This window comes from Arthrobacter sp. yr096, assembly GCF_900108925.1.
In the GTDB taxonomy this organism is placed as follows: Bacteria; Actinomycetota; Actinomycetes; order Actinomycetales; family Micrococcaceae; genus Arthrobacter.
Map to the genome: position 1 here is coordinate 524,786 of NZ_FNYI01000003.1, position 22,673 is coordinate 547,458.

At 61.1% G+C, this 22,673-nt stretch carries 19 protein-coding genes; 6 read left to right on the forward strand and 13 right to left on the reverse strand.

Translation table 11 applies throughout. The features are described 5' to 3' along the window. Positions 1–90 precede the first annotated feature (90 nt). From BMY91_RS10285 to iolB, 3 genes are all read left to right on the forward strand, one after another. On the forward strand, positions 91–2,484 hold the full coding sequence (locus tag BMY91_RS10285; RefSeq protein WP_177179898.1) for an ATP-binding cassette domain-containing protein: 2,394 nt from the start codon (positions 91–93) through the stop codon (positions 2,482–2,484). Positions 2,485–2,903: 419 nt separating this feature from the next. Beyond that, on the forward strand, positions 2,904–3,644 hold the full coding sequence (locus BMY91_RS10290; RefSeq protein ID WP_090821507.1) for a GntR family transcriptional regulator: 741 nt from the start codon (positions 2,904–2,906) through the stop codon (positions 3,642–3,644). 19 nt (positions 3,645–3,663) lie between these two features. After that, a complete protein-coding gene (iolB, locus tag BMY91_RS10295; protein WP_090821509.1) occupies positions 3,664–4,557 on the forward strand; it encodes a 5-deoxy-glucuronate isomerase in 894 nt (297 codons plus the stop codon). An 87-nt stretch (positions 4,558–4,644) separates the two neighbouring features. Here iolB and BMY91_RS10300 read toward each other — a convergent pair whose 3' ends face one another. The 8 genes from BMY91_RS10300 to BMY91_RS10335 all read right to left on the reverse strand — a co-directional run bounded on the left by BMY91_RS10300 (position 4,645) and on the right by BMY91_RS10335 (position 13,192). Next, positions 4,645–5,679, reverse strand: coding sequence for a Gfo/Idh/MocA family oxidoreductase (locus BMY91_RS10300; RefSeq protein ID WP_090821511.1), 1,035 nt, complete (start codon positions 5,677–5,679; stop codon positions 4,645–4,647). 22 nt (positions 5,680–5,701) lie between these two features. Beyond that, the gene (locus BMY91_RS10305; protein ID WP_090821513.1) at positions 5,702–6,808 is read right to left on the reverse strand and encodes a Gfo/Idh/MocA family oxidoreductase; all 1,107 of its coding nucleotides are present in this window, start codon (positions 6,806–6,808) and stop codon (positions 5,702–5,704) included. A 37-nt stretch (positions 6,809–6,845) separates the two neighbouring features. Beyond that, on the reverse strand, positions 6,846–7,904 hold the full coding sequence (locus BMY91_RS10310) for a Gfo/Idh/MocA family protein (protein ID WP_090821515.1): 1,059 nt from the start codon (positions 7,902–7,904) through the stop codon (positions 6,846–6,848). Then, on the reverse strand, positions 7,901–8,899 hold the full coding sequence (locus BMY91_RS10315; RefSeq protein WP_090821517.1) for a Gfo/Idh/MocA family protein: 999 nt from the start codon (positions 8,897–8,899) through the stop codon (positions 7,901–7,903). The genes BMY91_RS10310 and BMY91_RS10315 overlap by 4 nt, the downstream gene beginning before the upstream one ends. Positions 8,900–9,000: 101 nt before the next feature. Then, entirely contained in the window at positions 9,001–9,927 is a 927-nt protein-coding gene (locus tag BMY91_RS10320; protein WP_090821519.1) for an ATP-binding cassette domain-containing protein, read from the reverse strand. Between the two features lie 12 nt (positions 9,928–9,939). Further along, a complete protein-coding gene (locus BMY91_RS10325; RefSeq protein ID WP_090821521.1) occupies positions 9,940–10,989 on the reverse strand; it encodes an ABC transporter permease in 1,050 nt (349 codons plus the stop codon). A 52-nt stretch (positions 10,990–11,041) separates the two neighbouring features. After that, positions 11,042–12,037: a substrate-binding domain-containing protein gene (locus BMY91_RS10330; protein WP_090821773.1), complete on the reverse strand. Its 996-nt coding sequence runs from the start codon at positions 12,035–12,037 to the stop codon at positions 11,042–11,044. Between the two features lie 120 nt (positions 12,038–12,157). Then, positions 12,158–13,192 carry a LacI family DNA-binding transcriptional regulator gene (locus BMY91_RS10335; protein WP_090821523.1) on the reverse strand — a complete coding sequence of 345 codons (1,035 nt, stop codon included), beginning with the start codon at positions 13,190–13,192 and terminating at the stop codon, positions 12,158–12,160. 150 nt (positions 13,193–13,342) lie between these two features. Here BMY91_RS10335 and BMY91_RS10340 point away from each other — a divergent pair, with 150 nt between their 5' ends. The 3 genes from BMY91_RS10340 (at position 13,343) to BMY91_RS10350 (ending at position 16,646) form a co-directional block, all read left to right on the forward strand. Further along, a complete protein-coding gene (locus BMY91_RS10340) occupies positions 13,343–14,521 on the forward strand; it encodes a Gfo/Idh/MocA family protein (RefSeq protein ID WP_090821525.1) in 1,179 nt (392 codons plus the stop codon). Then, entirely contained in the window at positions 14,518–15,537 is a 1,020-nt protein-coding gene (locus BMY91_RS10345) for a sugar phosphate isomerase/epimerase family protein (protein WP_090821526.1), read from the forward strand. The genes BMY91_RS10340 and BMY91_RS10345 overlap by 4 nt, the downstream gene beginning before the upstream one ends. Positions 15,538–15,623: 86 nt before the next feature. Then, a complete protein-coding gene (locus tag BMY91_RS10350; protein WP_090821528.1) occupies positions 15,624–16,646 on the forward strand; it encodes a Gfo/Idh/MocA family oxidoreductase in 1,023 nt (340 codons plus the stop codon). 90 nt (positions 16,647–16,736) lie between these two features. Here the strand turns inward: BMY91_RS10350 and BMY91_RS10355 are convergent, their stop codons facing one another. The 5 genes from BMY91_RS10355 to BMY91_RS10375 are packed head-to-tail and all read right to left on the reverse strand — an operon-like array spanning position 16,737 to position 22,640. Next, entirely contained in the window at positions 16,737–18,209 is a 1,473-nt protein-coding gene (locus BMY91_RS10355) for a sugar porter family MFS transporter (protein WP_090821530.1), read from the reverse strand. A gap of 25 nt (positions 18,210–18,234) precedes the next feature. Next, positions 18,235–19,107 (reverse strand): sugar phosphate isomerase/epimerase family protein, encoded by an 873-nt coding sequence (locus BMY91_RS10360; RefSeq protein WP_090821532.1) that lies wholly within the window; start codon positions 19,105–19,107, stop codon positions 18,235–18,237. A 10-nt stretch (positions 19,108–19,117) separates the two neighbouring features. Further along, positions 19,118–20,131: a Gfo/Idh/MocA family protein gene (locus BMY91_RS10365; protein WP_090821534.1), complete on the reverse strand. Its 1,014-nt coding sequence runs from the start codon at positions 20,129–20,131 to the stop codon at positions 19,118–19,120. A 49-nt stretch (positions 20,132–20,180) separates the two neighbouring features. Then, positions 20,181–21,098, reverse strand: a complete 918-nt coding sequence (locus BMY91_RS10370; RefSeq protein ID WP_090821536.1) for a sugar phosphate isomerase/epimerase family protein — start codon at positions 21,096–21,098, stop codon at positions 20,181–20,183. Between the two features lie 30 nt (positions 21,099–21,128). Next, entirely contained in the window at positions 21,129–22,640 is a 1,512-nt protein-coding gene (locus BMY91_RS10375; protein ID WP_090821538.1) for a CoA-acylating methylmalonate-semialdehyde dehydrogenase, read from the reverse strand. Positions 22,641–22,673 lie beyond the last annotated feature (33 nt).

Below are 22,673 nucleotides of genomic sequence, written 5' to 3' on the forward strand. Positions count from 1 at the left end.
ATCAAACGTACTGATCGAGGCTGGTCAGTGTGAGCCAGGCGACGCCGACGGGGGACTGTTGGGCAGCGCCGCCTAACAGATGGAGAAATGATGACAATTGCTGCGGGCACTGACACGCAATCTCCCCAGTCGCACGTTGCCGACACCCACGATCTGATCCGGGTCCAGGGTGCGCGTGAAAACAATCTTAAAGACGTCAGCATCGAGATTCCGAAGCGGCGGCTCACAGTTTTCACGGGCGTTTCAGGATCAGGTAAGAGCTCCCTGGTTTTCGCCACCATCGCGGCAGAGTCGCAGCGGATGATCAACGAAACGTACAGCGCGTTCGTGCAGGGCTTCATGCCGTCATTGGCCCGCCCTGATGTTGACATGCTGGAAGGACTTACGACGGCGATCATCGTCGACCAGGAGCGCATGGGGTCCAACCCTCGGTCAACGGTAGGCACGGCCACCGATGCCAACGCGATGCTGCGGATCCTCTTCAGCCGTCTGGGGCATCCCCACATCGGCTCACCCAACGCCTACTCCTTCAATGTTCCAACCGTGAAAGCCAGTGGGGCCATCACAGTGGAGCGGGGCGAGGGCAAGACCAAGACTGAGAAGGCTTCCTTCAACCGGTTGGGCGGAATGTGCTCGCGCTGCGAGGGCATGGGTTCGGTCAACGACTTCGATCTGACGGCGCTGTATGACGACAGCAAGTCCCTCAGTGAGGGCGCGCTCACCATCCCCGGTTACACCATGGATGGCTGGTACGGGCGAATCTTCAGCGGTTCCGGATTCTTCAACATGGACAAACCCATCGCCAAGTTCACCAAAAAGGAACTCCACGACCTCCTGTACCGTGAGCCCACCAAAATCAAGGTGGAGGGCATCAATCTCACTTACGAAGGCGTGATCCCCAAGATCCAGAAGTCCATGCTGAGCAAGGACGTCGACGCCCTTCAGCCGCATATCCGTGCCTTCGTGGAGCGGGCCATCACGTTCACCACGTGCCCTGAGTGCGAAGGTACCCGGTTGAGCCCCGAGGCCAGGTCATCCAAGATCAAGGGCAAGAGCATCGCAGACGTATGCACCATGCAGATCAGCGACCTTGCAGAGTGGATCCGCGATCTGGACGAGCCTTCAGTTGCTCCGCTCTTGAAGGGTCTCCAGCACCTCCTGGACTCGTTCGCGGAAATCGGACTGGGGTACCTTTCCCTTGACCGGCCCGCCGGTACATTGTCCGGGGGAGAGGCACAACGGACCAAGATGATCCGGCACCTGGGATCCTCCCTCACTGACATCACCTACGTCTTCGACGAACCCACCATCGGCCTGCACCCCCACGACATCGAGCGCATGAACCAACTCCTGCTGCAGTTGCGGGATAAGGGAAACACTGTGCTGGTGGTGGAGCACAAGCCAGAGACCATCGCCATTGCCGATCACGTTGTTGACCTCGGGCCGGGCGCCGGTACGGGCGGTGGCACTGTCTGCTTTGAGGGGAGTCTGGACGGCCTGCGGGGGAGCGACACCATCACCGGGCGCCACCTCGACGACCGCGCTTCCATCAAGAGCAGTGTTCGCTCAGCTCATGGCCAGCTGGAGGTCCGCGGTGCGTCAACGAATAACCTCAAAGACGTCGACGTCGATATCCCCCTTGGCGTTCTCTGCGTTCTCACAGGCGTGGCCGGGTCCGGTAAGAGTTCGTTGATTCACGGATCAGTGGCGGCCCGCGACGGCGTCCTGGTGATCGATCAAGGAGCCATCCGTGGTTCGCGTCGGAGCAATCCTGCCACCTACACAGGGCTGCTGGAGCCGATCCGAAAAGCGTTCGCCAAAGCCAACGGTGTGAAGCCTGCCCTGTTCAGCTCAAACTCCGAGGGCGCTTGCCCCACCTGTAATGGCGCCGGCGTTATCTATACGGATCTAGGCGTCATGGCCACCGTGGAATCCACATGTGAAGAGTGTGACGGAAAGCGCTTTCAAGCCTCAGTCCTCGAGTACAAGCTGGGGGACCGAAATATTGCAGAAGTGCTTGCAATGTCCGTCAATGAGGCCGAGGGTTTCTTCAGCGAAGGGGAGGCGCGCACCCCAGCCGCCCACAAGATCCTTGACCGCCTTGCCGACGTCGGACTGGGCTATTTGACCCTCGGACAGCCGCTCACGACATTGTCCGGCGGTGAGCGCCAACGCCTCAAGCTGGCAACGCAGATGTCCGAAAAGGGTGACATTTACATCCTGGACGAGCCAACCACCGGACTGCACCTGGCCGATGTCCAGAATCTGCTGGGAATGCTGGACCGTTTAGTCGAGTCGGGCAAGTCAGTCATTGTGATTGAACATCATCAAGCCGTCATGGCTCATGCCGACTGGATCATTGACCTTGGTCCCGGCGCAGGTCACGACGGCGGCAAGATCGTTTTCGCCGGAACGCCCGCAGATCTTGTGGCCGGCAAGTCGACGCTGACTGGAAAGCACCTGGCTGCGTATGTTTCCAAATAGCGGGCTGTTGTGGTCGTCTCGATGTGATTCAATGCGACCACAACAGCCGGTTCCAGCAACTCTCCAATAACGCCGATAATCTACATTATGTAAAGTAAACCAGTAATTACAGGATCGGACGCGTGATTGCCCCTCCTCCGGACCCGGGTGCCCGGCTTCGGCGCAGTGCGTTTCTTTCATCTGGCGTTTCTTTCATCTGGATGCTGTGGATCTCTCTCGCCCCTGGTCTTGCCCTGACGTCATGACATGATTTCCGAGTTTCCCTCACGCCATAGCTGTGTCGCGCCCACTTGACCCCAGCCGGACGACTGTTACTATCGAGAAAAGAAAGCATGTCCTATCAAAAGAACAAAGGGTGACATACTCCGGCGTCGTGACAGTGAACGCCTGAGTTGGATCTGTAACGCGGGGAGCATTCAGTGGCGAATCAACTTGGTCTCAACATCGATCGTTCCTCCCCCGTGCCCTTGTACCACCAGGTAGTGCAGGGCATCGAGGCGGCAATCCACAGCGGCGTCCTGGAACCAGGCAGCCGGCTTGATAACGAGATCGACCTCGCTGCTCAGCTCAATTTGTCCCGGCCCACCATGCGCAAAGCCATGGACGAACTGGTCCGTTCGGGCCTCTTGGTGCGCAAACGCGGCGTAGGCACCCAAGTGGTCTCCAGTCAGGTCAGGCGGCCGCTGGAGCTTTCCAGTTTGTTCGATGACCTGACGAACAACGGCAAAAAGCCCACTACTGAGGTGTTGAGCTTCTCCCACATGGAGGCGGATGCTCCCACGCTGGCTACGCTTCAGCTTCCGGCCGGTTCCAAGGTGTACCACTTCACGCGGTTGCGCAAAGTTGGTGGAAAGCCGCTGGCGCTGATGGAAAACTGGGTCCGCGATGACATCGCCACCATGGACGAATCCATGCTGGCAGCCGAAGGACTCTATGCAATTCTTCGCCGGGGAGGCGTCAACTTCCGGCTGGCTACGCAGCGGATCGGCGCGATGATCGCCAACGACTATCAAGCGCCCTTGCTGGAAACCGACGTCAATTCTGCACTGGTGACCATGGAACGAACGGCTGTGGACGATACCGGCCGCAGGGTTGAAACCGGTCACCACGTTTATCGTGCCGACTCCTACAGCTTTGAAATGACACTCGTACAGCGCTAACACGAAGGACTCCCCCACCATGACCAACTGGGTCTACCCCCTGGGCACCGCCACAGACGGCGACTGGGACATTTCACTTGGAACATCGGATTCCTCCGCCGTCGTCAATGGATGGGCCCATACCGGCCTGAAGGTCGCCACACTGGCGCCAGGTGCCGTCGTCGAGCTTCCAGCCGCGAGTGAGGAACGCATTGTGGTTCCGCTCAACGGCGCTTTTGTCGCCACCGTGGAAGGTGTCGACTATCCGCTCGCGGGGCGGCCGTCAGTCTTTAACGGACCCACCGACGTTCTGTATTCGGGCACAGGCAAGACCGTCACCATCGGCTCAGCCGACGGCGGCCGCGTCGCCGTCGCCACGGCACCAGCGCAGGCTTTGTATCCGACTCGCCTGATCAAGGCCGCTGAGACGCCTGTGGAACTGCGGGGCGCCGGCAACTGCTCCCGCCAGGTTCACAATTTCGGGACACCCGCAGCCTTGGAGGCGGATCGCTTCATTGTCTGCGAAGTCATCACCCCGGCCGGCAACTGGTCCTCCTATCCCCCACACAAGCATGACGAGGAGAAGGACGGCGAGACCCACCTCGAAGAGATCTATTACTTCGAGACACAGGTGGCTGCAGGCTCCGGGGCACCTGACGATGCCGATGCCATTGGCTACCAACGCGTCTACGCCTCCGACGACCGACCGATCGATGTGTCGGCGGAGGTCAGGACAGGCGACGTTGTGCTGGTCCCCTACGGCTGGCACGGCCCCGCAATGGCGGCGCCGGGCTACGACCTGTACTACCTCAACGTGATGGCGGGTCCCGGCCCAGTCCGCGAATGGCTGATCAGCGATGATCCCCACCACGGGTGGGTGCGGCAGAGCTGGGACGAGCAAGAGATCGACCCCCGGCTTCCCTTCGGCGCGTAACACTGCGGCCAACTGACCAGAGACGGAAAAACTCATAAAAAGTGCCCCCTTCCTGACCGCTGGTTTCAGGAAGGGGGCATTTCCGGGTCAGCGGGAAGAACCGAGGTCCACCTTCACCGGCGCACCCGTCACCAGAGACTCTTGGGCCGCATCGGCCACCCGGGATGCCGCCACGGCGTCCTCCGGCGGGCACGGGTTCTCCCGCTCCCCCAGAATCAGTTCCACGAAGGCTGCCATCTCGGAGCGGTAGGCCTGGTTGAAACGCTCCGCAAAAGTCCTGTGCGGCTCACCGGCAGGAAAGTCAGTGGCAGCTTCGGCAGATGTCAGGGCGGAGTGCTCGTCCAGGCCCACCATCAGCGAACGGCGGGAGCCCTGAATCTCAAGCCGCACATCATGGCCGGCCCCGTTGTAACGGCTGGCCGAAACCGTTCCCACCGTGCCGTCGTCGAACGTGACCACGGCCAGCGCCGTGTCAACATCGCCCACATCCCCGATGGCCTGGTCACCATTGTTGGATCCCTTGGCGTAGACCTCCACGATCTCCCGGCCGGTCAGCCACCGAAGTATGTCGAAGTCATGCACCGAACAGTCCCGGAACAGCCCACCGGACGTAGCCAGGAATTCGACGGGCGGCGGCGTCATGTCACAGGTGACCGCTCGCAGGGAATGAATCCAGCCCAACTCACCGGATTGATAGGCGCGTTTTGCTTCGAGGTAGCCGTCGTCGAAGCGGCGTTGATGGCCGATTTGTACTACGCCATTGTTCTGCTTGATGTAATCCACAACCGGCAACGAGTCAGTGACGTTCAGGGCCACCGGCTTTTCGCAGAAAACCGGGATCCCCGCATCCACCCCCGCCCGGATAAGGTCGGGGTGGGTTGCCGTTCCGGTGGCGATGACCAGACCGTCCACGCCTGAGGCAATCAACTCCCCCACTGACGGCAGGTACTCAGCGCCGAGGTCTGCAGCTGTTTTCTGCGCATGGTCCGTTGCCACATCTGTCAGCCGAAGGTGGATATTGAGTCCCCTGGGGTGAAGAATCCCGTTGAGCGCGCTGATGTTGTTGGCGTGCATGACGCCGATGCGCCCAACGCCAACGAGGCCAAGAATAATGTTCCTCATAGTGTCCTTTGTGGTAGAAGAGCTAGGTGGCGGGAAGCGATTGCAGGGTCAAAGCACCAGGCACCGGCACCGGGCCGCCTTGTTTGACCGATTCGATACACGCCAAGGCACAGGCAAGCGCCCGGCGGGCGTCCGAGGCGCCGGGTGTGACCGTAAACGCCGCAGCCAACGAGGGTGCGCCGTCGCGGCGGGCTCTCACCACAGCAGCGAAGTCGGCTAGCTCGTCTGTGTAGGCCTGGCGGAAAAGTTCCACGTTGAGCCGGGGCGTTTTGGCTGCGGCCCCGTCCGCACCGTACCGGCGGGCCGCGGTCTCCGTGGCACGGCCGGCCTGAACCATGCCCTGGGAGCCGAACACTTCGCCCCGGACGTCATAACCGTACAAGGCACTGAAGTTGGCTTCGGCAACGCCAATGGCACCGTTGCTGTACCGGATGGTGACCACTGCCGTGTCCAGAAATCCCTGGTCTCGCAGCCCGGGTTCCACCAGCGCATCCGCTACGGCGTAAACCTCCACGGGCTCGGCCCCTTCATTGAACCAGTTGAGGGTGTCGAAGTCATGGATGAGGGTTTCCAGGAAGATGGTCCAGGCCGGTACTTTGGCCGCGTGCGGGATGCTGCCGTTGCCAGGATCGCGGGTCAGTGATCGAAGCAACTGGGGACGGCCGATGATGCCTGCGGCCACGTCCTCCTTCGCAGCCAGGAAGTCCTCCGCGTATCGACGATTAAAACCAATCTGGAAGTGGACGCCGCCGGCCTGCACCGCCGCCAGGGCCGCATCAAGTTCGTCGAGATCCTGTGCGGCAGGTTTTTCGCAGAAAACATCCTTCCCGGCAAGAGCCGCCTGAGTGATGAGTGCGGCATGGAAGCGGGCGGGGCTGGCAATGACTACGGCATCGATGGTGGGGTCGGCCATCACATCCTCAGGGCTGGCGGTGACCTTGGCGACGCCGAGTGATGCCGCCAGGTCCTCAGCTGATCCGAGATTGGGGTCGGCGATAGCGCCAAGCACGGCGCCAGGGACTCGGCGGGCAATGCTCTCGGCGTGAAACGCACCCATCCACCCTGAACCAATCAGACCGATTCGTACAGGCTCGGGAAGGGGGGTGGAGTGTGAAGTGAGATAAGCCATGGGCTGTTCCTTTCAATGGTGGCAGGGCCAGGGAGGGTCAGGCAGGCGCGGGCAGCCCGGACGGGTCAGCTTCGCCGGGAAACACCACGCCCAGCTGGCTCCGGATCTCATCAGCTACCTCCAGCGTGCGGATGGAAGCAGCCAGCGTTCTTTGGTCGACGAACGTATTGCCGCCGGCAATAGCCCGGGCCACGGCCGCTGCCTCGTAGTGCAGGCCTTCAAAGTGTCCGCCCACAGGCTCGCTGTGGCGCAAGCGGGTGCCATCCGGGAACGTGACATCGAATCCTCCGGGCATATTGAAGGGCCCATCGATAGACAACGTAGCCTCGCTGCCCACGATCGTTGCTGCGGTAGGCGTGAAGTTATGCAGGTGGGTGTTCACCACGGCCTGGGCGCCGCCGTCGAACTGCATCACGGCGGACAATTGCGCAGTCACCCCTGATTCGTGGGGCTGCCCCAAGGCATGCAGTCGGCTTGGCTTACCCAGAACCTCGGTCACCAAAGCGAGCGGGTATGTGCCGAGGTCCAGCAGCGGCCCACCAGCCAGCAGCGGGTTGAAGATGCGGTGGGTCTCATCGAAGTGCTCCCCGTACTCCGCCGAGACAGTAGTGATGGTGCCCAGTGTTCCGGCTTCAAGGATCTGCCGGATCACATCAAACTTGGGCAGGAAAAACGTCCACATCGCCTCAGCGGCAAATACCCCAGAGGCCTCGGCGCGTGCGGCAATGTCCCGCGCCTGGTCAGCATTGAGACCGATCGGCTTTTCGATCAGCACATGCTTGCCGGCGTTCATGGCCAGCAGAGCAGCCGCATGATGGCCGGTGTGCGGTGTGCAAACGTAGACGATGTCCACGTCCGGAGCGGCGGCCAGCTCTTCATAGCTGCCATAGGCCGCAGGTATGTTGAAAGTCTCGGCGAAAGTCTTGGACCGGCTCAACGAACGGGACCCGACGGCGGCAATCACCTGCCCGGTATGCGCCTGGATGGATTCCGTGAAGCGCTCTGCGATCCAGCCCGGACCCATGATGCCCCAGCGCAGCGTGGGGGCATCCTTGGAATCCGGCACACGGGATTCAGGAAGGAACGTGCTGGTCATGAATAGCTGACTTTCGTGTAGGCGCCGCTGCTGTGCAACGACTGGATCATGGCTTGTGCCACCAGGGCCGCGTGGAGTCCGTCCTGCGCGCCGGCCAGCGATGGCGTCTCTCCCATGGCGAGTGCTGAAATCCAGGCTTGCAACTGCAACCGGTAGGCATCGGCGAAACGCGGGCGCCAGTCCGCAGGGATGGACGATTGGCGGATTCCTTGCTGTTCGACATCCAGCAACGAGGAATCCCGCAAGGCCGCGGTACCCAGCTCAGAAACCACCTCGCAACGGGTCGTGTATCCGTACTGGGCGTTCAAGAACAGCTCCAAGGTTGTCAGCGTCCCGTCCGCCGTCCGTATGGTCATGAAAGAGGGGTCCTGGAGCGCAGTACCAGCACGAGGAGTACTTCTCCCGGCCTGCCATGACACCTCCGTAATGGGAGAATCCAGCAGCCAGGGAATGATGTCCAACTCATGAATTGCCGAATTGGTGATGGCAGACTCCGAGGTTGCACCGGGCACGGATGAAGCATTCCGGCTGATGCAATGGACCATCAGCGGATCCCCCTGTGCCTTGCTTTGTACGGCGTTCCGTAGCGCAACGTAACCAGGGTCGAATCGACGCATGAAACCGAGGGACAGCAGGGAAACTCCCGTCGCAGCCACAATGTCCGCGTCAGCCGCTACCACCTCCAGGCTCTCCATCAGCGTGGGAGCCAAGGGCTTCTCGCACAGTACAGGGGTCATGGCCTCGAAGCATTCGAGGACCAGGCCTGAGTGCGTGGAATCGTGCGAGGCAACCACCACAGCGTCCACCTCGCTGGAGTTGATCAACTCCGATGGATCGGTGGTGATACGCGCGGACGGCGGAGCTGCCGCGGCGGCACGATCGACGTCGAGATCCGCCACATAGGTAACTTCCGCGCCACCTATGGTGGTGGAGAGGTTCCGTATGTGGTCTGCGCCCATGATGCCGGCGCCGATGACGCCTACCCTGATCGTCATAATCTGTCCCCTTTTAGGCTTGTAAAATTTTGCACATGCTGCGCGCACAGCGGACAGGGTGCTCCAGTGGAATATCCGGAGCACCCCGCCACGCGTCTTCGTCAGCTGTGTTTGGGACCGCTGGCGTGAACGCCGTCCGCGACATCGGCTACCTCGGCCTTGACTTCTTTCACCACGTCACCATGACCACCCAGTTGCTCCAGTTCATGGGCAAGTTCCGCGAGCTCGGCGCCACCTGCCATTTGCGCGGTGAGTTCGTCCAGCGTGATGTCCTTCTTGTCGTAATAGCCAATGGACTTGCCACGCTTGAGCAACAAGAACCGATCGCCGACAGGGAAAGCGTGGTGAGGGTTGTGAGTGATGAAGATGACCCCCAGTCCACGATCCCGTGCCTGCAGAATGTAGCGCAGGACCACACCGGATTGCTTCACGCCGAGGGCAGCCGTGGGTTCGTCCAGGATCAACACTTTCGCACCGAAATACACTGCGCGGGCGATGGCCACGCACTGGCGCTCGCCGCCGGACAGCTGGCCAATCGGTTGCTCGACATCCCGCAAGTCGATGCCCATATCGGCAAGTTCCTTGAGCGTGATGGCCTTCATGTTTTCGACGTCCATGCTCTTGAACGGACCAAAGCCTTTGGTGAGCTCCGAGCCAAGGAAGAAGTTACGCCAGATAGGCATCAAGGGCACCACTGCAAGGTCTTGGTACACGGTGGCAATCCCGGCATCCAATGCCTCGCGAGGGGACCCGAACTTTCGCTCCTCCCCCATAATGTTCAGCACGCCGGCGTCGTGTTGGTGCAGGCCGGCAATGATCTTGATCAAGGTGGACTTACCAGCACCGTTGTCGCCCAGCACACACGTGACCCGGCCGTTGTCCACGGCCATGGTGACATCGCTCAACGCGATGATGTTGCCGTAGTGTTTGCCCACTCCCTCCAAGGAGAGCAGGTGGACGGGAGTATGCGTGAGTGGGTCGCGTTCATTCTGGAGCAAAGTTTCCTGGTCGATCGCTTTGGCATTCATTTCCCGTGCCCCTTACTTGAGTTCCGCGCGACGCTTGACGATGAGATTGACAATGGTGGCCAGCAGCAGCATCAGGCCCAGGAAGAACTTGAACCAATCCGGGTTCCACTGCGCGTAGACAATGCCCTTGTTCGCCATGCCGAAGATGAACGCTCCAATGGCACCGCCCACCGCCGACCCGTAGCCGCCGGTCAGGAGGCAGCCGCCGATGACTGCGGCGATGATGTAGAGGAATTCGTTGCCTACGCCTTCGCCGGATTGCACTGTGTCGAACGCGAACAGGTTATGCATTCCCAAGATCCAGCCGCAGAAGCCCACACCCATGAACAGCCCGATCTTGGTCGCTTTAACCGGGACGCCGACAGCGCGGGCGGCATTCGCGTCCCCGCCGACTGCGAATATCCAATTCCCCACCCGGGTCCGCATGAGCACCCACGTGGCTACGGCAACCAGTGCGATCCAGATAAACACTGTGATCTTGACGTCAATCCCTGCGATGTTTACCGACGACGCGAAGACTCCACGAGCGGTGTCGAAACCATCCATGGTGGAGATGGAGGGCGAGGAGACAGATCCTCCGATAAGCCGGGTGAGGCCCAGGTTCAGCCCGGTCAACATCAGGAACGTGGCCAGAGTGACAATGAAGCTGGGGAGCTTGGTCTTCATGAGGATCCATCCGTTGATGAAACCGATGGCCAAGGAAACCAGCAAAGCGAGGATGACTCCAACCCAGACGTTGGTGGTGAAGTACCAACTGAACATTGAGGCCGTGAGCGCTGATGAAATAACAGCCACACCAGTGGAGAGGTCGAACTCGCCGCCGATCATCAGCAGTGACACCCCAACTGCCATGATCCCGATGGTCGAACTGCCGTACAGAACGGTGGCCAAGGCATTGGGCTGGGTAAACGTCGGGGACACCAACGCAAAGAAGATGAAAAGGACGATTGCGCCGACGAGGGCTCCTACCTCGGGACGTCCAAGGAGCTTCTGTAGTGCGCTTCGCCGCGCAACCCGTTCATCTCCAGCAGGTGAGGTGATCTTGGTTTGAATAATGGTCATGATGATTCTCCTTGCCGTCGGGCTGGCATCCGCCAGCCCGACCAGCGGGCTGTTAGCGGATACCCTGTTCGGCAAACTTCAGGACTTCGGCCGCATTCGATTGATCAACGATGGCCGGACCTGTGAGGACTGACTGTCCGCCACCAACCTTGAATCCGCCCCGCTTGTTCTGCCACAGGGCATCCACGGCACCATAGCCTTGGAGCCAAGGCTGCTGGTCAACCGTGAACAGCACGCTGCCGTCGGCAACCTTCTGGGCAAGTTCCTTGTTGAGGTCAAAGCTGGCGACCTTGGCCGAACTCCCCGCCGTGGCTACTGACTTCAGGAGTGTCAGAGTGATGGGGGCGCCCAGGCCGATGATCACATCAGCGTCCTTCGACGCCTGCAGTTTTGCGGTTGCCGTGGACTCCACAGACGTCATGTCCGCCCCGTTGACATAGAGGATTTCGGTTCCCGGCACCTTTGCCTTCACACCGGCACACCGGGCTTCGAGCCCCACGTGCCCTTGGGCCTGGATCACGCACACAGGGTGTTTGTAGCCACCCTCTGCGAGCCTGGCTCCCACCGCCTCGCCGGCAAGTTTCTCGTTGGAACCGAAGTGTGTAAAGGCGCCAAGCTGGGCGGAAGCCGCTTCGCCGGCATTGAAGCTGACAATAGGAATGCCTGCGTCAGCTGCCTTCTTGAGCGCATCCTTAAGAGCATCCGGCGTAGCCAACGTCACGGCAATGCCATCCACCTTCTGATCCACTGCCTGCTCGATCAGCTGAGCCTGCCGGCCCGCCTCCGGATCCGAGGTGTACAGCAATTCGACATTGTCCTTGGCCGCAGCCTCCTCAGCCCCTTTCCGCACAGTGTCCCAGAACGTGTCTCCGGCGGGAGCGTGCGCGATCAGCGCGATCTTCATACGCTCCGTCGTGGCTACTTGGCCTCCCCCGCCACCGGCGGCAGCTTCCGGTGCCCTGCCACCCGTGCTCGAACATGCGCTGAGGGCAACGATTGGAACTACCGCCGCTACCACCATCGTTTTACGCCATGAAAAACCCGCCACCATAATCTCCTTTGATCCCAGGTCCGGGCTGCCACTTTGCAGCCTCAGGAGCACCGTCTACCTAGATCATGGTGATGCAGCTCACGAATGTCAATACTTTGTCCTGACATTAGTATGTTTTTACTTGAGGATCCCGGGGTGCCCCTGACGAGCAGGCGCCGTTGTAGCCCGAACGACCACAACCGGATCAATCAGCATCCGCTGGGAGCCGCTGATGACGCCCCGGATCCGGGCAAGCAACGCACTTGCCACGTCCGCCCCCACGACGTCGCTTCGATTGTCCACCGAGGTGAGTTCAAGGTAGCGGGACTTCGCCAAGGATGAATTGTCGTAGCCGATCACCGAGACGTCAGCAGGCACGGCCAGGCCGCGGGCCTTGAGGGCCCCAAAGGCGCCCAGCGCCATCGTGTCATTGGCCGCGAAAATCGCCGTGATGTCCGGATGGTGATCCAGCAGCCAAGAGGCCGAGGCGTACCCGTCTTCCTCCGAAGTACCCCCCTCCTCCCCCGCGATGTACGGGCAGGCCCCCGCTTGACGGAGCCGGGCCTCAAAACCTGCCCTGCGATGGGCAGCCGCACCACCGGAACCCGAAAGATGACCGATTTTTTGGTGACCCAGGCTCAACAGGTGGTCCGCGACCATCGCACCTCCGGCGTCGTCGTCGTTGGTAATGAGGTCGGCATCGCCAGGAACGCCGTTGCGCCAGCCCGCTACCATCACAGGAACACCAGCACCCCACACGGTCGCATCACCGGGCTCCGCCGCAATGACCAACCCCTCAACATGCATGGCAAGCAAGCCATCGGCCGCTTCCTTGATGCGGTTCTGCCCAGGCCGGGAATCCGCCAGCGTGACCTGGTACCCCTGCTCGGTCAGCACCGATTCCATCCCTCGAAGCAGGTCAACAAACCAAAGGTTCCGGTAGTCGTCAATGACCAGCCCAATGCTTTTGGTCCGACTGCTCGCGAGCGTCGTCGCCGCCCGACTGGGACGGTACCCCAGCTCCGCGATCGCGGCACGGACGGCCTCGCGCCGCTTGTCACTGACCCGTTCCGGCTTTTGCAACACCAGCGAGACAAGCGATGGGGAGACGCCGGCCAGCTTGGCTACGTCATAGATTGTTGGGCGCCGGGCTTGGTGGGTTCCAGAGTTCACCGAAGAGACCCCCCATCAGCCCGATCAGCCTTTCGAGAATGATTGACAGGACATATAGACATGACTACGCTCAAATCCAGCATACAAAATTGTAGCGCTACAAAATGCCGCTGAGTGTTCCCGCCGCGGCAGATTTTCAAAGGAGAAATCATGGCTGAAAGCCTTGGCGTCGCGGTCATCGGCGCAGGTATGGCCGGGAAGGCCCACGCGGCGGCCTACCGCACAGCATCTACCCTCTACAGTCCGGTCCTACCTGGGATCCGGTTGGTTTCCATTGGTGACGTCAACGCTGAGTTCGGCTCTCTCGCAGCCCGGCGGTTTGGCTACTCGCGCCACGACACCTCGTGGCAGGCCATCGCAGAAGCCGACGATATTGACGTCGTCAGCGTGGTGATTGCGAATTCGCTCCATCGCGAAGTAGTGGAAGGCCTGTTGGCGGCCGGCAAGCACGTCCTGTGTGAGAAGCCTCTGAGTGACTCTTTGGACGATGCCCGTGCCATGGCTGAGGCCGCCCGCAACGCCGCGTCCATCGCGCGCATCGGCTTCACCTTCCGCCGCACCCCCGGCATCGCCTACATTCGCGATCTCATCCGCACAGGCGTCCTGGGCAATGTCCTTCATTTCAGTGGCCGCTACTGGACAGACTATGGATTCAGCCCGTCGGCGCCCATGAGCTGGCGCTATAAGGGCGGGCCGGGCTCCGGGGCTTTGGCCGACGTTGGAAGCCACCTCGCCTACGTATCCGAGTTCCTCTGCGGCGATATCAAGTCAATCAACGGTGGGCGGCTGAGCACAGTCATCGGAAAGCGACCCGTGCCACTCGGAGCCGTCATGGGACATGACCATGCCGCTGTGAGCGACACCTTCGAAGCCGTCGAGAACGATGACTACGCGGCCTTTTCGGCCGAATTCGAGAACGGCGCCGGCAGTTTCGAGGTCTCCCGTGTTGCAGCCGGGCATGCCAACAGCCTCCAGTTCGAGGTCTTCTGCGAAAACGGGGCGGCCAAGTTCGACCAGCGCCGCCCCTCGGAGATCCAACTCTTCCTCAATGACGGCTCAGGGACGGCAAACGGCTACCGACAAGTCATCCTCGGGCCTGGCCACCCTTACATCACTGGCGGATTGGCCATGGATGCACCGGAGGTGGGCTTCGGCCAGAACGACGCGTTCGGCTACCAGGCCAGGGCGTTCCTCGAAGAGGTCGCCGGCTTGAGCGAAGCGGATTCCCTGCCCCGCTGCGCCACCTTCGACGAAGGCGTCCGGAACATGGAACTCCTTGGCGCGGTCACTGAATCGGCCTTGGGCGACGGAAAGAAGGTCACCCTGTGAAACTTGGCGTCTATAACGCGATCCTGCATGACCGGCCACTGCCGGAGGCACTGAAGGTCATTGCTGATCTGGGCCTGACAGGAATTGAGATCAACACTGGAGGCTTCCTGCCAGCAGTGCATGTGCCCACCTTTAACCAGATTCTGGAAAGTGATGCGGCCCGCGACGACTATCTGGCGATCTTCGAAGGCACAGGTGTTTCGATTGCCGGCCTGAACTGCAACGGCAACCCCCTGCACCCCAAACGCGAAATCGGTGAGAAGCACGCCGAAGACATTCGCCGCTCCATCCGCCTGGCTCACAGGCTGGGCCAGAACCGCGTGGTCACGATGTCCGGCTTGCCCGGGGGCGAGCCGGGCGCCACCTCCGTCAACTGGGTTGTCAACGCTTGGAACTCGGCTGCACTTGACGTGCTCGACTACCAATGGGGAATAGCTACTGACTTTTGGAAGGAAACGGACCGCCTCGCCGCAGACCACGACGTCAAGGTGGCCTTGGAACTGCACCCGCAGAACATCGTCTTCAACACAGCCGACGTCCACAAGCTCATCGAACTGACCGGCGCTACACATGTGGGCGTTGAACTGGACGCTTCGCACTTGTTCTGGCAGCAAATGGATCCGGTAGCTGTGGTTCGCGAACTCGGCCCGCTGGTGTTCCAAGCAGCTGCAAAGGATGTCCGCGTCAACACAGCAAATGCCGCCCTCTACGGCGTGTTGGACAACAGCTTCCGCCGCTTGTCGCCGGAGGAAAACCGGACAAACCTTGGCGGCGATGAATGGGCCAATGAGTGGCCGAAGAACTCTGCATGGGACTTCGTGGCTTTGGGACGCGGCCACGACACCGCGTTCTGGACCGAATTCCTGCGTGCGCTTCACGACGTCGATCCAGGCATGCTGGTCAACATCGAACATGAGGACGTCTCCTTGGGACGCATCGAAGGTTTGCAGGTAGCAGCCCAGGTGCTGCTGGACGCTGATGAGGCACTGGCCGCCTCTTTGAACCCAACGGCCTGACGTTCCACTTTCCGGATCCGGATGGGGACGGCGCCCAGGCGTCGTCCCCATCGTTGTACCCACAGAGCAACAGGAAGGTTCATAGAATGCGCATTGGAATTGTTGGATATGGAGCCGGCGGGAGATACTTCCATGCTCCGTTCATTGAAGCAGCCGAAGGCATGGAGCTGGTTGGCGTCGTGGCTCGTTCTGAGTCGACAAAAGCAGCGGTGGAATCGGACTTCCCCGGCATGCCCACCTATCCAAGCCTGGGCGAGTTGATTGCAGCAGGGGTGGACGCCGTGACCATCACCACCCCGCCCCACACACGGTATGACCTTGTGATGGAAGCCATCACGGCAGGAGTGCATGTTGTGGCTGACAAGCCTTTTGCACCAACGGCAGCTGCCGCAGGCCAGCTGGCGGAGGCCGCCCACAAGGCCGGCGTTGTCCTGAACGTCTTCCACAACCGCCGCCGTGACGCCGACATACTGACCCTGGCCCAGGTGCTGAACGCGGGAGGGGTAGGCGAGCTCTGGCGGGTGCACTCGATCATGGACCAGGACGACGCGGGCAGTTTGGAAGTTGGTGCTGCCGGCGGACTCTTGCGTGACCTTGGCACCCACCTGGTTGACCAGATGCTGTGGCTCCTGGGGCCAGTGACACATGTACATGCGAGCTTGGATTGGACGGAACGATTTGGCGAACGCACGGACTGTGGATTCTTTGTCACCATGACCCACGCTTCCGGCGTTGTCTCCACAGTTTCTGCCAGTAAGCTCAACCACTCCACCACCAGGGAGCTGCGCGCCTACGGCAGCGAGGGCAGCTACATTGCCGCGGGTTCCGACGTTCAGGCCAATGCCCTGATGGCAGGGCGGCGGCCGGTTGCGGAACGGGAGAGTTGGGGCATTGATGCACCGGAATACTGGGGAACCCTCTCCCGGAAGGACCACCGCGAAGCCGTACCCTCGGCCCAAGGGGACTACACAGGCTTCTACACCGAGTTCGCGCGGGCTGTCCGTGGCGAGGGCGCAGAGCCGGTGCCGTCGTCGGAAGGTATCAGAACCCTGGAGGTTCTGGACGCCGCCCGCCGAAGCGCGCTGGAGAACGTGGTGGTGGCGCTCTGACGAGTCCTCATCACACGCGCAAAAGCGCCCGATGCCGTCCGGCATCGGGCGTTTTAGCGTTCATCTGGCCCACTATGGGGGCAGTTCCCTTTAGGAGGTGGCCCCCGTGCGCTGCTGGACCCCTGCGCCCCGCTTGAACAAGGATTCCAGCTCTTCGAGTGATTTGCCCTTGGTCTCAGGGACAGCTCGCTTCACCCAAACAATTGCGCACAGCTGCAGGGCTACAAAAATGAAGAACGTCCCTGACACTCCCATCCAGGCAACCATCTGAGGGAAGAAGAACCCGATAAGGAAGTTGATCATCCACAGAACGAAGACGCAGATGCCCATGCCAATCCCACGAACGTGCATCGGAAAGATCTCGGACATGGTGAGCCACGTGACAGTGCCGATGCATCCTTGCATGGAGGCAAGAAATGTCACCATGAATACCAACACCAGATACCCCCGCAGCGCGCTTTCCGGCAGGGCCAGCGAAATGAGGGCGATGGCCGTCAAGGAAGACGCCGTGCCGATCAAACCCACAATGAGCATGGGCTTCCGGGGCACGCGTGTCATCAGGTACATGCCCACTATGACGGCTGCTACGGATGTGAGGCCGTTGAGAACATTGGCAACAAGGGCACCTTGATCCCCAAAGCCTGAGGACGACAAGATGGTGGTGCCGTAATACATGATGGCGTTGACGCCGCTGATCTGGTTGATGACTGCCATGCCGAGACCCACCACAAAGATCCGGCGAATCCATGGCACAGTAAGGTCCTTGAACGTTCCGAGTTTGGACTGGTAGTCCTCCCTGGCCGCCTGACGTACCTCATCGAACTCGACGCCGACGGCCCCCGCATTACGGGTCGATCGCAGCACCTCCAGGACCTCTCCGAAACGTCCGGCTGACGCCAGCCAGCGAGGACTCTCGGGCAGCACCAGCATGCCGAACCACAGAATCACTGCGGGAACCGTGGCAATCACCAGCATCCAGCGCCAAACGTGCATCTCTTCCGGAAAGAGGTTGCCCAGGACGGCGTTGAAGGTGAAAGCCAGGAACTGTCCAGTGACGATCATGAGTTCGTTCTGAGTGACGATCCTGCCGCGCTGGGCGGCGGGCGACATTTCAGCCAGGTACACGGGAACGATCACCGAGGCACCGCCGACGGCTAGGCCCAGGACAGTGCGGGCAAGGACAAGGAGCCCGGTGGTCGGCGCCAAGGAACAGCCAATGGTCGCAACGGCGAAGATCAGGGCCAAGGCCATGATCGTCTTGCGACGACCGAAGCGGTCGGACAGCCGGCCCGCACTGATCGCGCCGAAGGCGGCGCCGAACAGAAGCGTCGACGTGACAAGGCCTTCGGTCAACGGCGTCAAGCCAAGGTCCTTCTGCATGAACGGCAAAGCACCATTGATCACACCGGTGTCATAGCCGAACAGCAGCCCGCCGAAGGTGGAGAACAACGCAACCTTGCGGAGGAATTTCTTGGGGTCGGCCTGCTTGCCGGTCTTCCCTGAGGCTTGCGGACGAACAGCAGGCTGGCCTGTTGTGGTCTCGATGGACGGAGACTTGGTCATAGGTACCTTTTCTCGTTACCTGTCCCTACTTTGTCCGGGCGACGTAGTCGGTCATCGTCTTGAGCTGGTAGCGCGACACCTCTTCAGCGTTGTCGTCTTCGGCAAACACGGATGACACCATCACGGTGTTCTCCTTGTCCAGGAAGCCGATCTCCTGCAAACCGCCAAAGAACTCGTCCCAGTTCACGTCACCGTCGCCGATCTTAAGGTGCTGATGGACGCGGACAGCATTGCCTGGCGGATTGGTGATGTACCGCAGGCCGTGCGAGGCGTGGTGGTTCATGGTGTCGGAGACATGGACCAGTCGAAGCTTGTCGCCCGCGGCCCGCATGATCTCCAACGGCGAGTTGCCCATGTGGAAGGTATGCGAGGCAACGTAGACCATGCCAATGTTCGGGGAGTTGATGCCGCGAATGACACGCAAGGCAGCGAGTCCGTCTTCCACGAAGTCGTCCGGGTGCGGATCGATCAGGACGTCCATACCTTCGCGTTCGATGATCGGCAGCAGCTCTTCCATGGAGCGATAGAAAGCCCGCTCGGATTCCTCTGCTTTCTCCGGTCGGCCACTGAATTCCGTATTCATGGTCTGGACGCCCAGATCCACCGCGATCTGAATGGCCCGCTTCCAGTAACGGACGGCTGCTTCACGGGCATCCTCATCCGGACCGGACCAGCGCAGGACCGGCAGGACGGAGGCAATTTCCACTCCGGCATCCTTGCAGGCACCCTTGAGCTTCGCCACGAGTTCATCGTCGGCCTTCGGGTGGTTGAAGAAGGGGATGAGGTCCGCGTGGGGGGTCATCTGAAGGTACTTGTAGCCGAGGTCTGCCGCCACGCGCGGGAACTCCAGCAGGCTGTGACTGTGGTGGAACGGTGTGGGATCAAGTGCGATCTTCATGGTCAGTCCCCTACTTGTAGAGATCCGGCTTGGTGTTCAACTGAACCTTGACCTTGTCGCCGGACTTCTGGGCCTCGACGCCGGCCTCGCAGCAAGCTGCGGTGGCGTAGCCGTCCCAGGCCGTGGGTCCGCCGATTTCGCCGCGAAGGGCGGCGTCCACCCAAGCCTGCACCTCGACGTCGTACGCCGCGCCGAACCGTTCTTCAAAGCCTGGGGTGACGTTCCCGCCCCATTTGCCCGCGGTCTGGACGTACGGGCCGTTGTCCCCTCCGATGCTCACGATGCCGTCCTCGAAGGACGCCTGCGTGGCCACCTGGTAGCCGAACTTGGCGTTGACGTAGATTTCGACGTCGGCCAACACCCCGGACTCGGTTTCCAGCAGGACGTGCTGGGGGTCGTGCTGGCCGTTCGGGGCGCTGCGCGTGGGCTTCCCCAAGCGGACTTGCACCGAGGTGATTTCCTCACCGGTGAAGTAGCGGATCGCGTCGAACTCGTGGACCACAGAGTCGTTGATCAGCATCTCGTTGGTAAAACCCTCAGGCGTGGTCGGGTTTCGGTGCTGGTGGTGCAACATCAACAGCTCCCCCAATTCGCTGTTGCGGATGATTGCACCCAATGCCGAGTACTCAGCGTCGAAGCGGCGCATGAAGCCTACTTGGATGCGTTTGTGGCCCAGCGTCTGCTCGGCCTGGACCACTTTCCAGGCGCTGTCGGCATCGGGCGTCAGCGGCTTCTCGCACAGAATCGGGAAGTCCTTTTCCAGTGCTTTGTAGAGGATTTCCTCGTGGAGGAAACCCGGGGTGGCGATCAGGACGGCGTTCACGTCGCCGTTGTTCAGCGCCTCATCAGCGCTGGCCAGGGCCACGGCGCCATCTATACCTTCAATTGCGGCTTGCGCACGTGCCAGGTCAACGTCGACGACGGCGGCTACTTCAGCGCCGTGGATGCGGGTCCTGAGGCGCTTGATGTGGTCCGCACCCATGCGGCCTGCGCCGATAACGGCAACGCGGAGAATCTGTGTCACTGTATTTGTCCTTCGTGAGGTTCTTCTGGGGAGCTGTTGCGGGGAAGGGCTACTGGACCCTGGTGCGGGAGCCGCAGGACAACAGATAATTGCGGGTTCGCTTGGCGATGGGCATCGGAACGTCGAACGCTACGGGATACATGTCCTGTTCCACGATGCCAAAAATGGGCCGGTTGAGCGCTTCCACCGCTTCTATGACGGCCCGCAAATCCGGAAGACCGTGCGGCGGCTCGGTCATGACTCCTGCCAAGTTGGCTGCGGCCCAGGTCATGTTCTTCGCGTTAACCTCGGCAAGAACCTCGGGGTTGATCTGTTTGAGGTGCAGGTAACCAATACGGTCCGGGTAGTTCTTGATGAGCTCAAGGCTGGAAGCGCCGCAATACTCAGCGTGCCCCGTGTCAAGGCAGAGGTTCAGGTACTGCGGATCGGTGGCGGCCAGCAGCGTTTCAATATCCTTTTGCGCGCCCACATGCGAGTCTGCGTGTGAGTGGAACTGCTGGTGAAGGCCGAAGTCCTCCAACAGGACTTTGCCCATCCGGTTATGGCCCGCGAAGAGATCTGCCCACTGTTCGTCGGCCAGTTCACCGTTTTCAACGGCTTCCCCGGTCACGTCGTCGCGCCACATCGCTGGAATGACCACGATATGTTCGCCGCCCATGGCTGCCGTCAGTTCGGCCACCTTGCGGGCCGGCTCCCAGGCCTCGTCATACTGCTTCGCTCCGCGGTGGAAGGCGGTAAACACCGTTCCTGCAGTGACCTTCAGGTCCCGCTGCTTCAGTTCCTCGGCCAAACGTGTGGGGTTGTTGGGCAAGTAGCCGTATGGGCCCAGTTCAATCCACTTGTAGCCGGACTCGGCAACCTCATCCAGGAACCGTTCCCACGGAGTCTGCCGTGGGTCATCGGCAAACCACACACCCCAGGAATCGGGGGCAGTGCCGATTATCAGCTTGTTCTCAACATCAGTCATGACAGCGTTGTCTTTCTCTGGCGACAGGGACTAGTTGGAGGGGAAGTTGTAGGAGGCGCCGGAGGCGTGGGTGGGTTCGGGCCAGCGTGAGGTGATGACCTTGCCACGTGTGTAGAAGGACACGCCCTCGGGGCCGTAGATGTGCTTGTCACCGAAGAGGGAGTTCTTCCAGCCACCGAAGGAGTGGTAGGCCACCGGGACGGGCAGGGGCACGTTGATGCCCACCATGCCCACTGTCACCGAACGCTGGAACTTCCGTGCGTTCGCGCCGGACGAGGTGAAGATCGCTGTGCCATTGCCGTACGGGTTGGAGTTGATCAGCCTGATGCCGGCCTCGAGGTCTTCGACACGGACCACCACCAGGACAGGTCCGAAGATCTCCTCGGTGTAGGCGGTCATTTCGGTGCTGACGTGGTCTATCACGGTGGGGCCCACCCAGAAGCCCTCTTCGTGGCCGGGGACCACCAGGTCGCGTCCGTCCACCACCATGGCCGCACCGGCTGTTTCGGCTTCGGTGACGATCTTGACGATGCGATCCTTGGAAGCCGGGGTGATGACCGGGCCCATCTCGGCGTCGGGTTCGGTGCCGTTCTTGACCTTCACGGCCAGGGCGCGTTCTTCGACCTTTTTCACAATCAGGTCGGCGGCATCCCCCACGGCGACGGCGACGGAAATCGCCATGCAGCGCTCACCGGCGGACCCGAAAGCGGCGGCGGCGAGGTGGTCCGCGGCGTTGTCGAGGTCCGCGTCGGGCATCACGATCGCGTGGTTCTTCGCACCGCCCAGTGCCTGGACGCGTTTGCCGTGCTTGGTGGCGGTTTCGTGGACGTATTGGGCGATCGGGGTGGAACCAACAAAGGAGATGCCGTCCACGTCGGGGTGGGTCAGCAGCCCGTCGACGGTTTCCTTGCCGCCGTGCAGGACCTGGAACACGCCATCGGGCAGGCCGGCCTGCTTCCAGAGTTTGGCCAGAAGCATCGGGGCAGACGGGTCACGCTCGGAAGGCTTGAGGATGAACGCATTGCCGGTGGCGATGGCCATCGGTGCCATCCACAACGGCACCATCACCGGGAAGTTGAACGGGGTGATGCCGGCCACGACGCCCAAGGGTTCGCGGAATGAGAAGACATCGATGCCCGTGGAAACCTGGTCCGAGTAATCGCCCTTGAGCAGCTGCGGGATGCCGCAAGCGAACTCGATGACTTCCAGGCCACGGCCGATCTCACCCTTCGCGTCGGAGAGGACCTTGCCGTGCTCGGCGGTGATCAGCTCGGCCAGTTCGTCCACGTGCGCGGCGACGAGTTCACGGAACTTGAACAACACACCGGTGCGCTTGGCCAGGGAAATGTCGCCCCAGGACCCGGCAGCCTTCTTGGCTGCGGCAACGGTGGTGTTCAAATCGGCTTCGTTGGCCAGGCGCAGTTCAGCGGAAACCTGGCCGGTGGCCGGGTTGTAGACCGGTTGGGTGCGGTCCCCTTCGCCGGTAGTTTCAGCGCCGTTGATGAAGTGGTGGATGGTGGTCAGTATGGTCGTCGTCGACATGTGCGGACTTCCTTTGGTCTGTGGCTTTGAAGT

Bases quoted from the DNA above. Each gene is read 5' to 3' on its own strand.
- BMY91_RS10285 (WP_177179898.1), top strand. From the start codon at position 91: ATGACAATTGCTGCGGGCACTGACACGCAATCTCCCCAGTCGCACGTT.
- iolB (WP_090821509.1), top strand. From the start codon at position 3,664: ATGACCAACTGGGTCTACCCCCTGGGCACCGCCACAGACGGCGACTGG.
- BMY91_RS10300 (WP_090821511.1), bottom strand. From the start codon at position 5,679: ATGAGGAACATTATTCTTGGCCTCGTTGGCGTTGGGCGCATCGGCGTC.
- BMY91_RS10305 (WP_090821513.1), bottom strand. From the start codon at position 6,808: ATGGCTTATCTCACTTCACACTCCACCCCCCTTCCCGAGCCTGTACGA.
- BMY91_RS10310 (WP_090821515.1), bottom strand. From the start codon at position 7,904: ATGACCAGCACGTTCCTTCCTGAATCCCGTGTGCCGGATTCCAAGGAT.
- BMY91_RS10315 (WP_090821517.1), bottom strand. From the start codon at position 8,899: ATGACGATCAGGGTAGGCGTCATCGGCGCCGGCATCATGGGCGCAGAC.
- BMY91_RS10320 (WP_090821519.1), bottom strand. From the start codon at position 9,927: ATGAATGCCAAAGCGATCGACCAGGAAACTTTGCTCCAGAATGAACGC.
- BMY91_RS10325 (WP_090821521.1), bottom strand. From the start codon at position 10,989: ATGACCATTATTCAAACCAAGATCACCTCACCTGCTGGAGATGAACGG.
- BMY91_RS10340 (WP_090821525.1), top strand. From the start codon at position 13,343: ATGGCTGAAAGCCTTGGCGTCGCGGTCATCGGCGCAGGTATGGCCGGG.
- BMY91_RS10350 (WP_090821528.1), top strand. From the start codon at position 15,624: ATGCGCATTGGAATTGTTGGATATGGAGCCGGCGGGAGATACTTCCAT.
- BMY91_RS10355 (WP_090821530.1), bottom strand. From the start codon at position 18,209: ATGACCAAGTCTCCGTCCATCGAGACCACAACAGGCCAGCCTGCTGTT.
- BMY91_RS10360 (WP_090821532.1), bottom strand. From the start codon at position 19,107: ATGAAGATCGCACTTGATCCCACACCGTTCCACCACAGTCACAGCCTG.
- BMY91_RS10370 (WP_090821536.1), bottom strand. From the start codon at position 21,098: ATGACTGATGTTGAGAACAAGCTGATAATCGGCACTGCCCCCGATTCC.
- BMY91_RS10375 (WP_090821538.1), bottom strand. From the start codon at position 22,640: ATGTCGACGACGACCATACTGACCACCATCCACCACTTCATCAACGGC.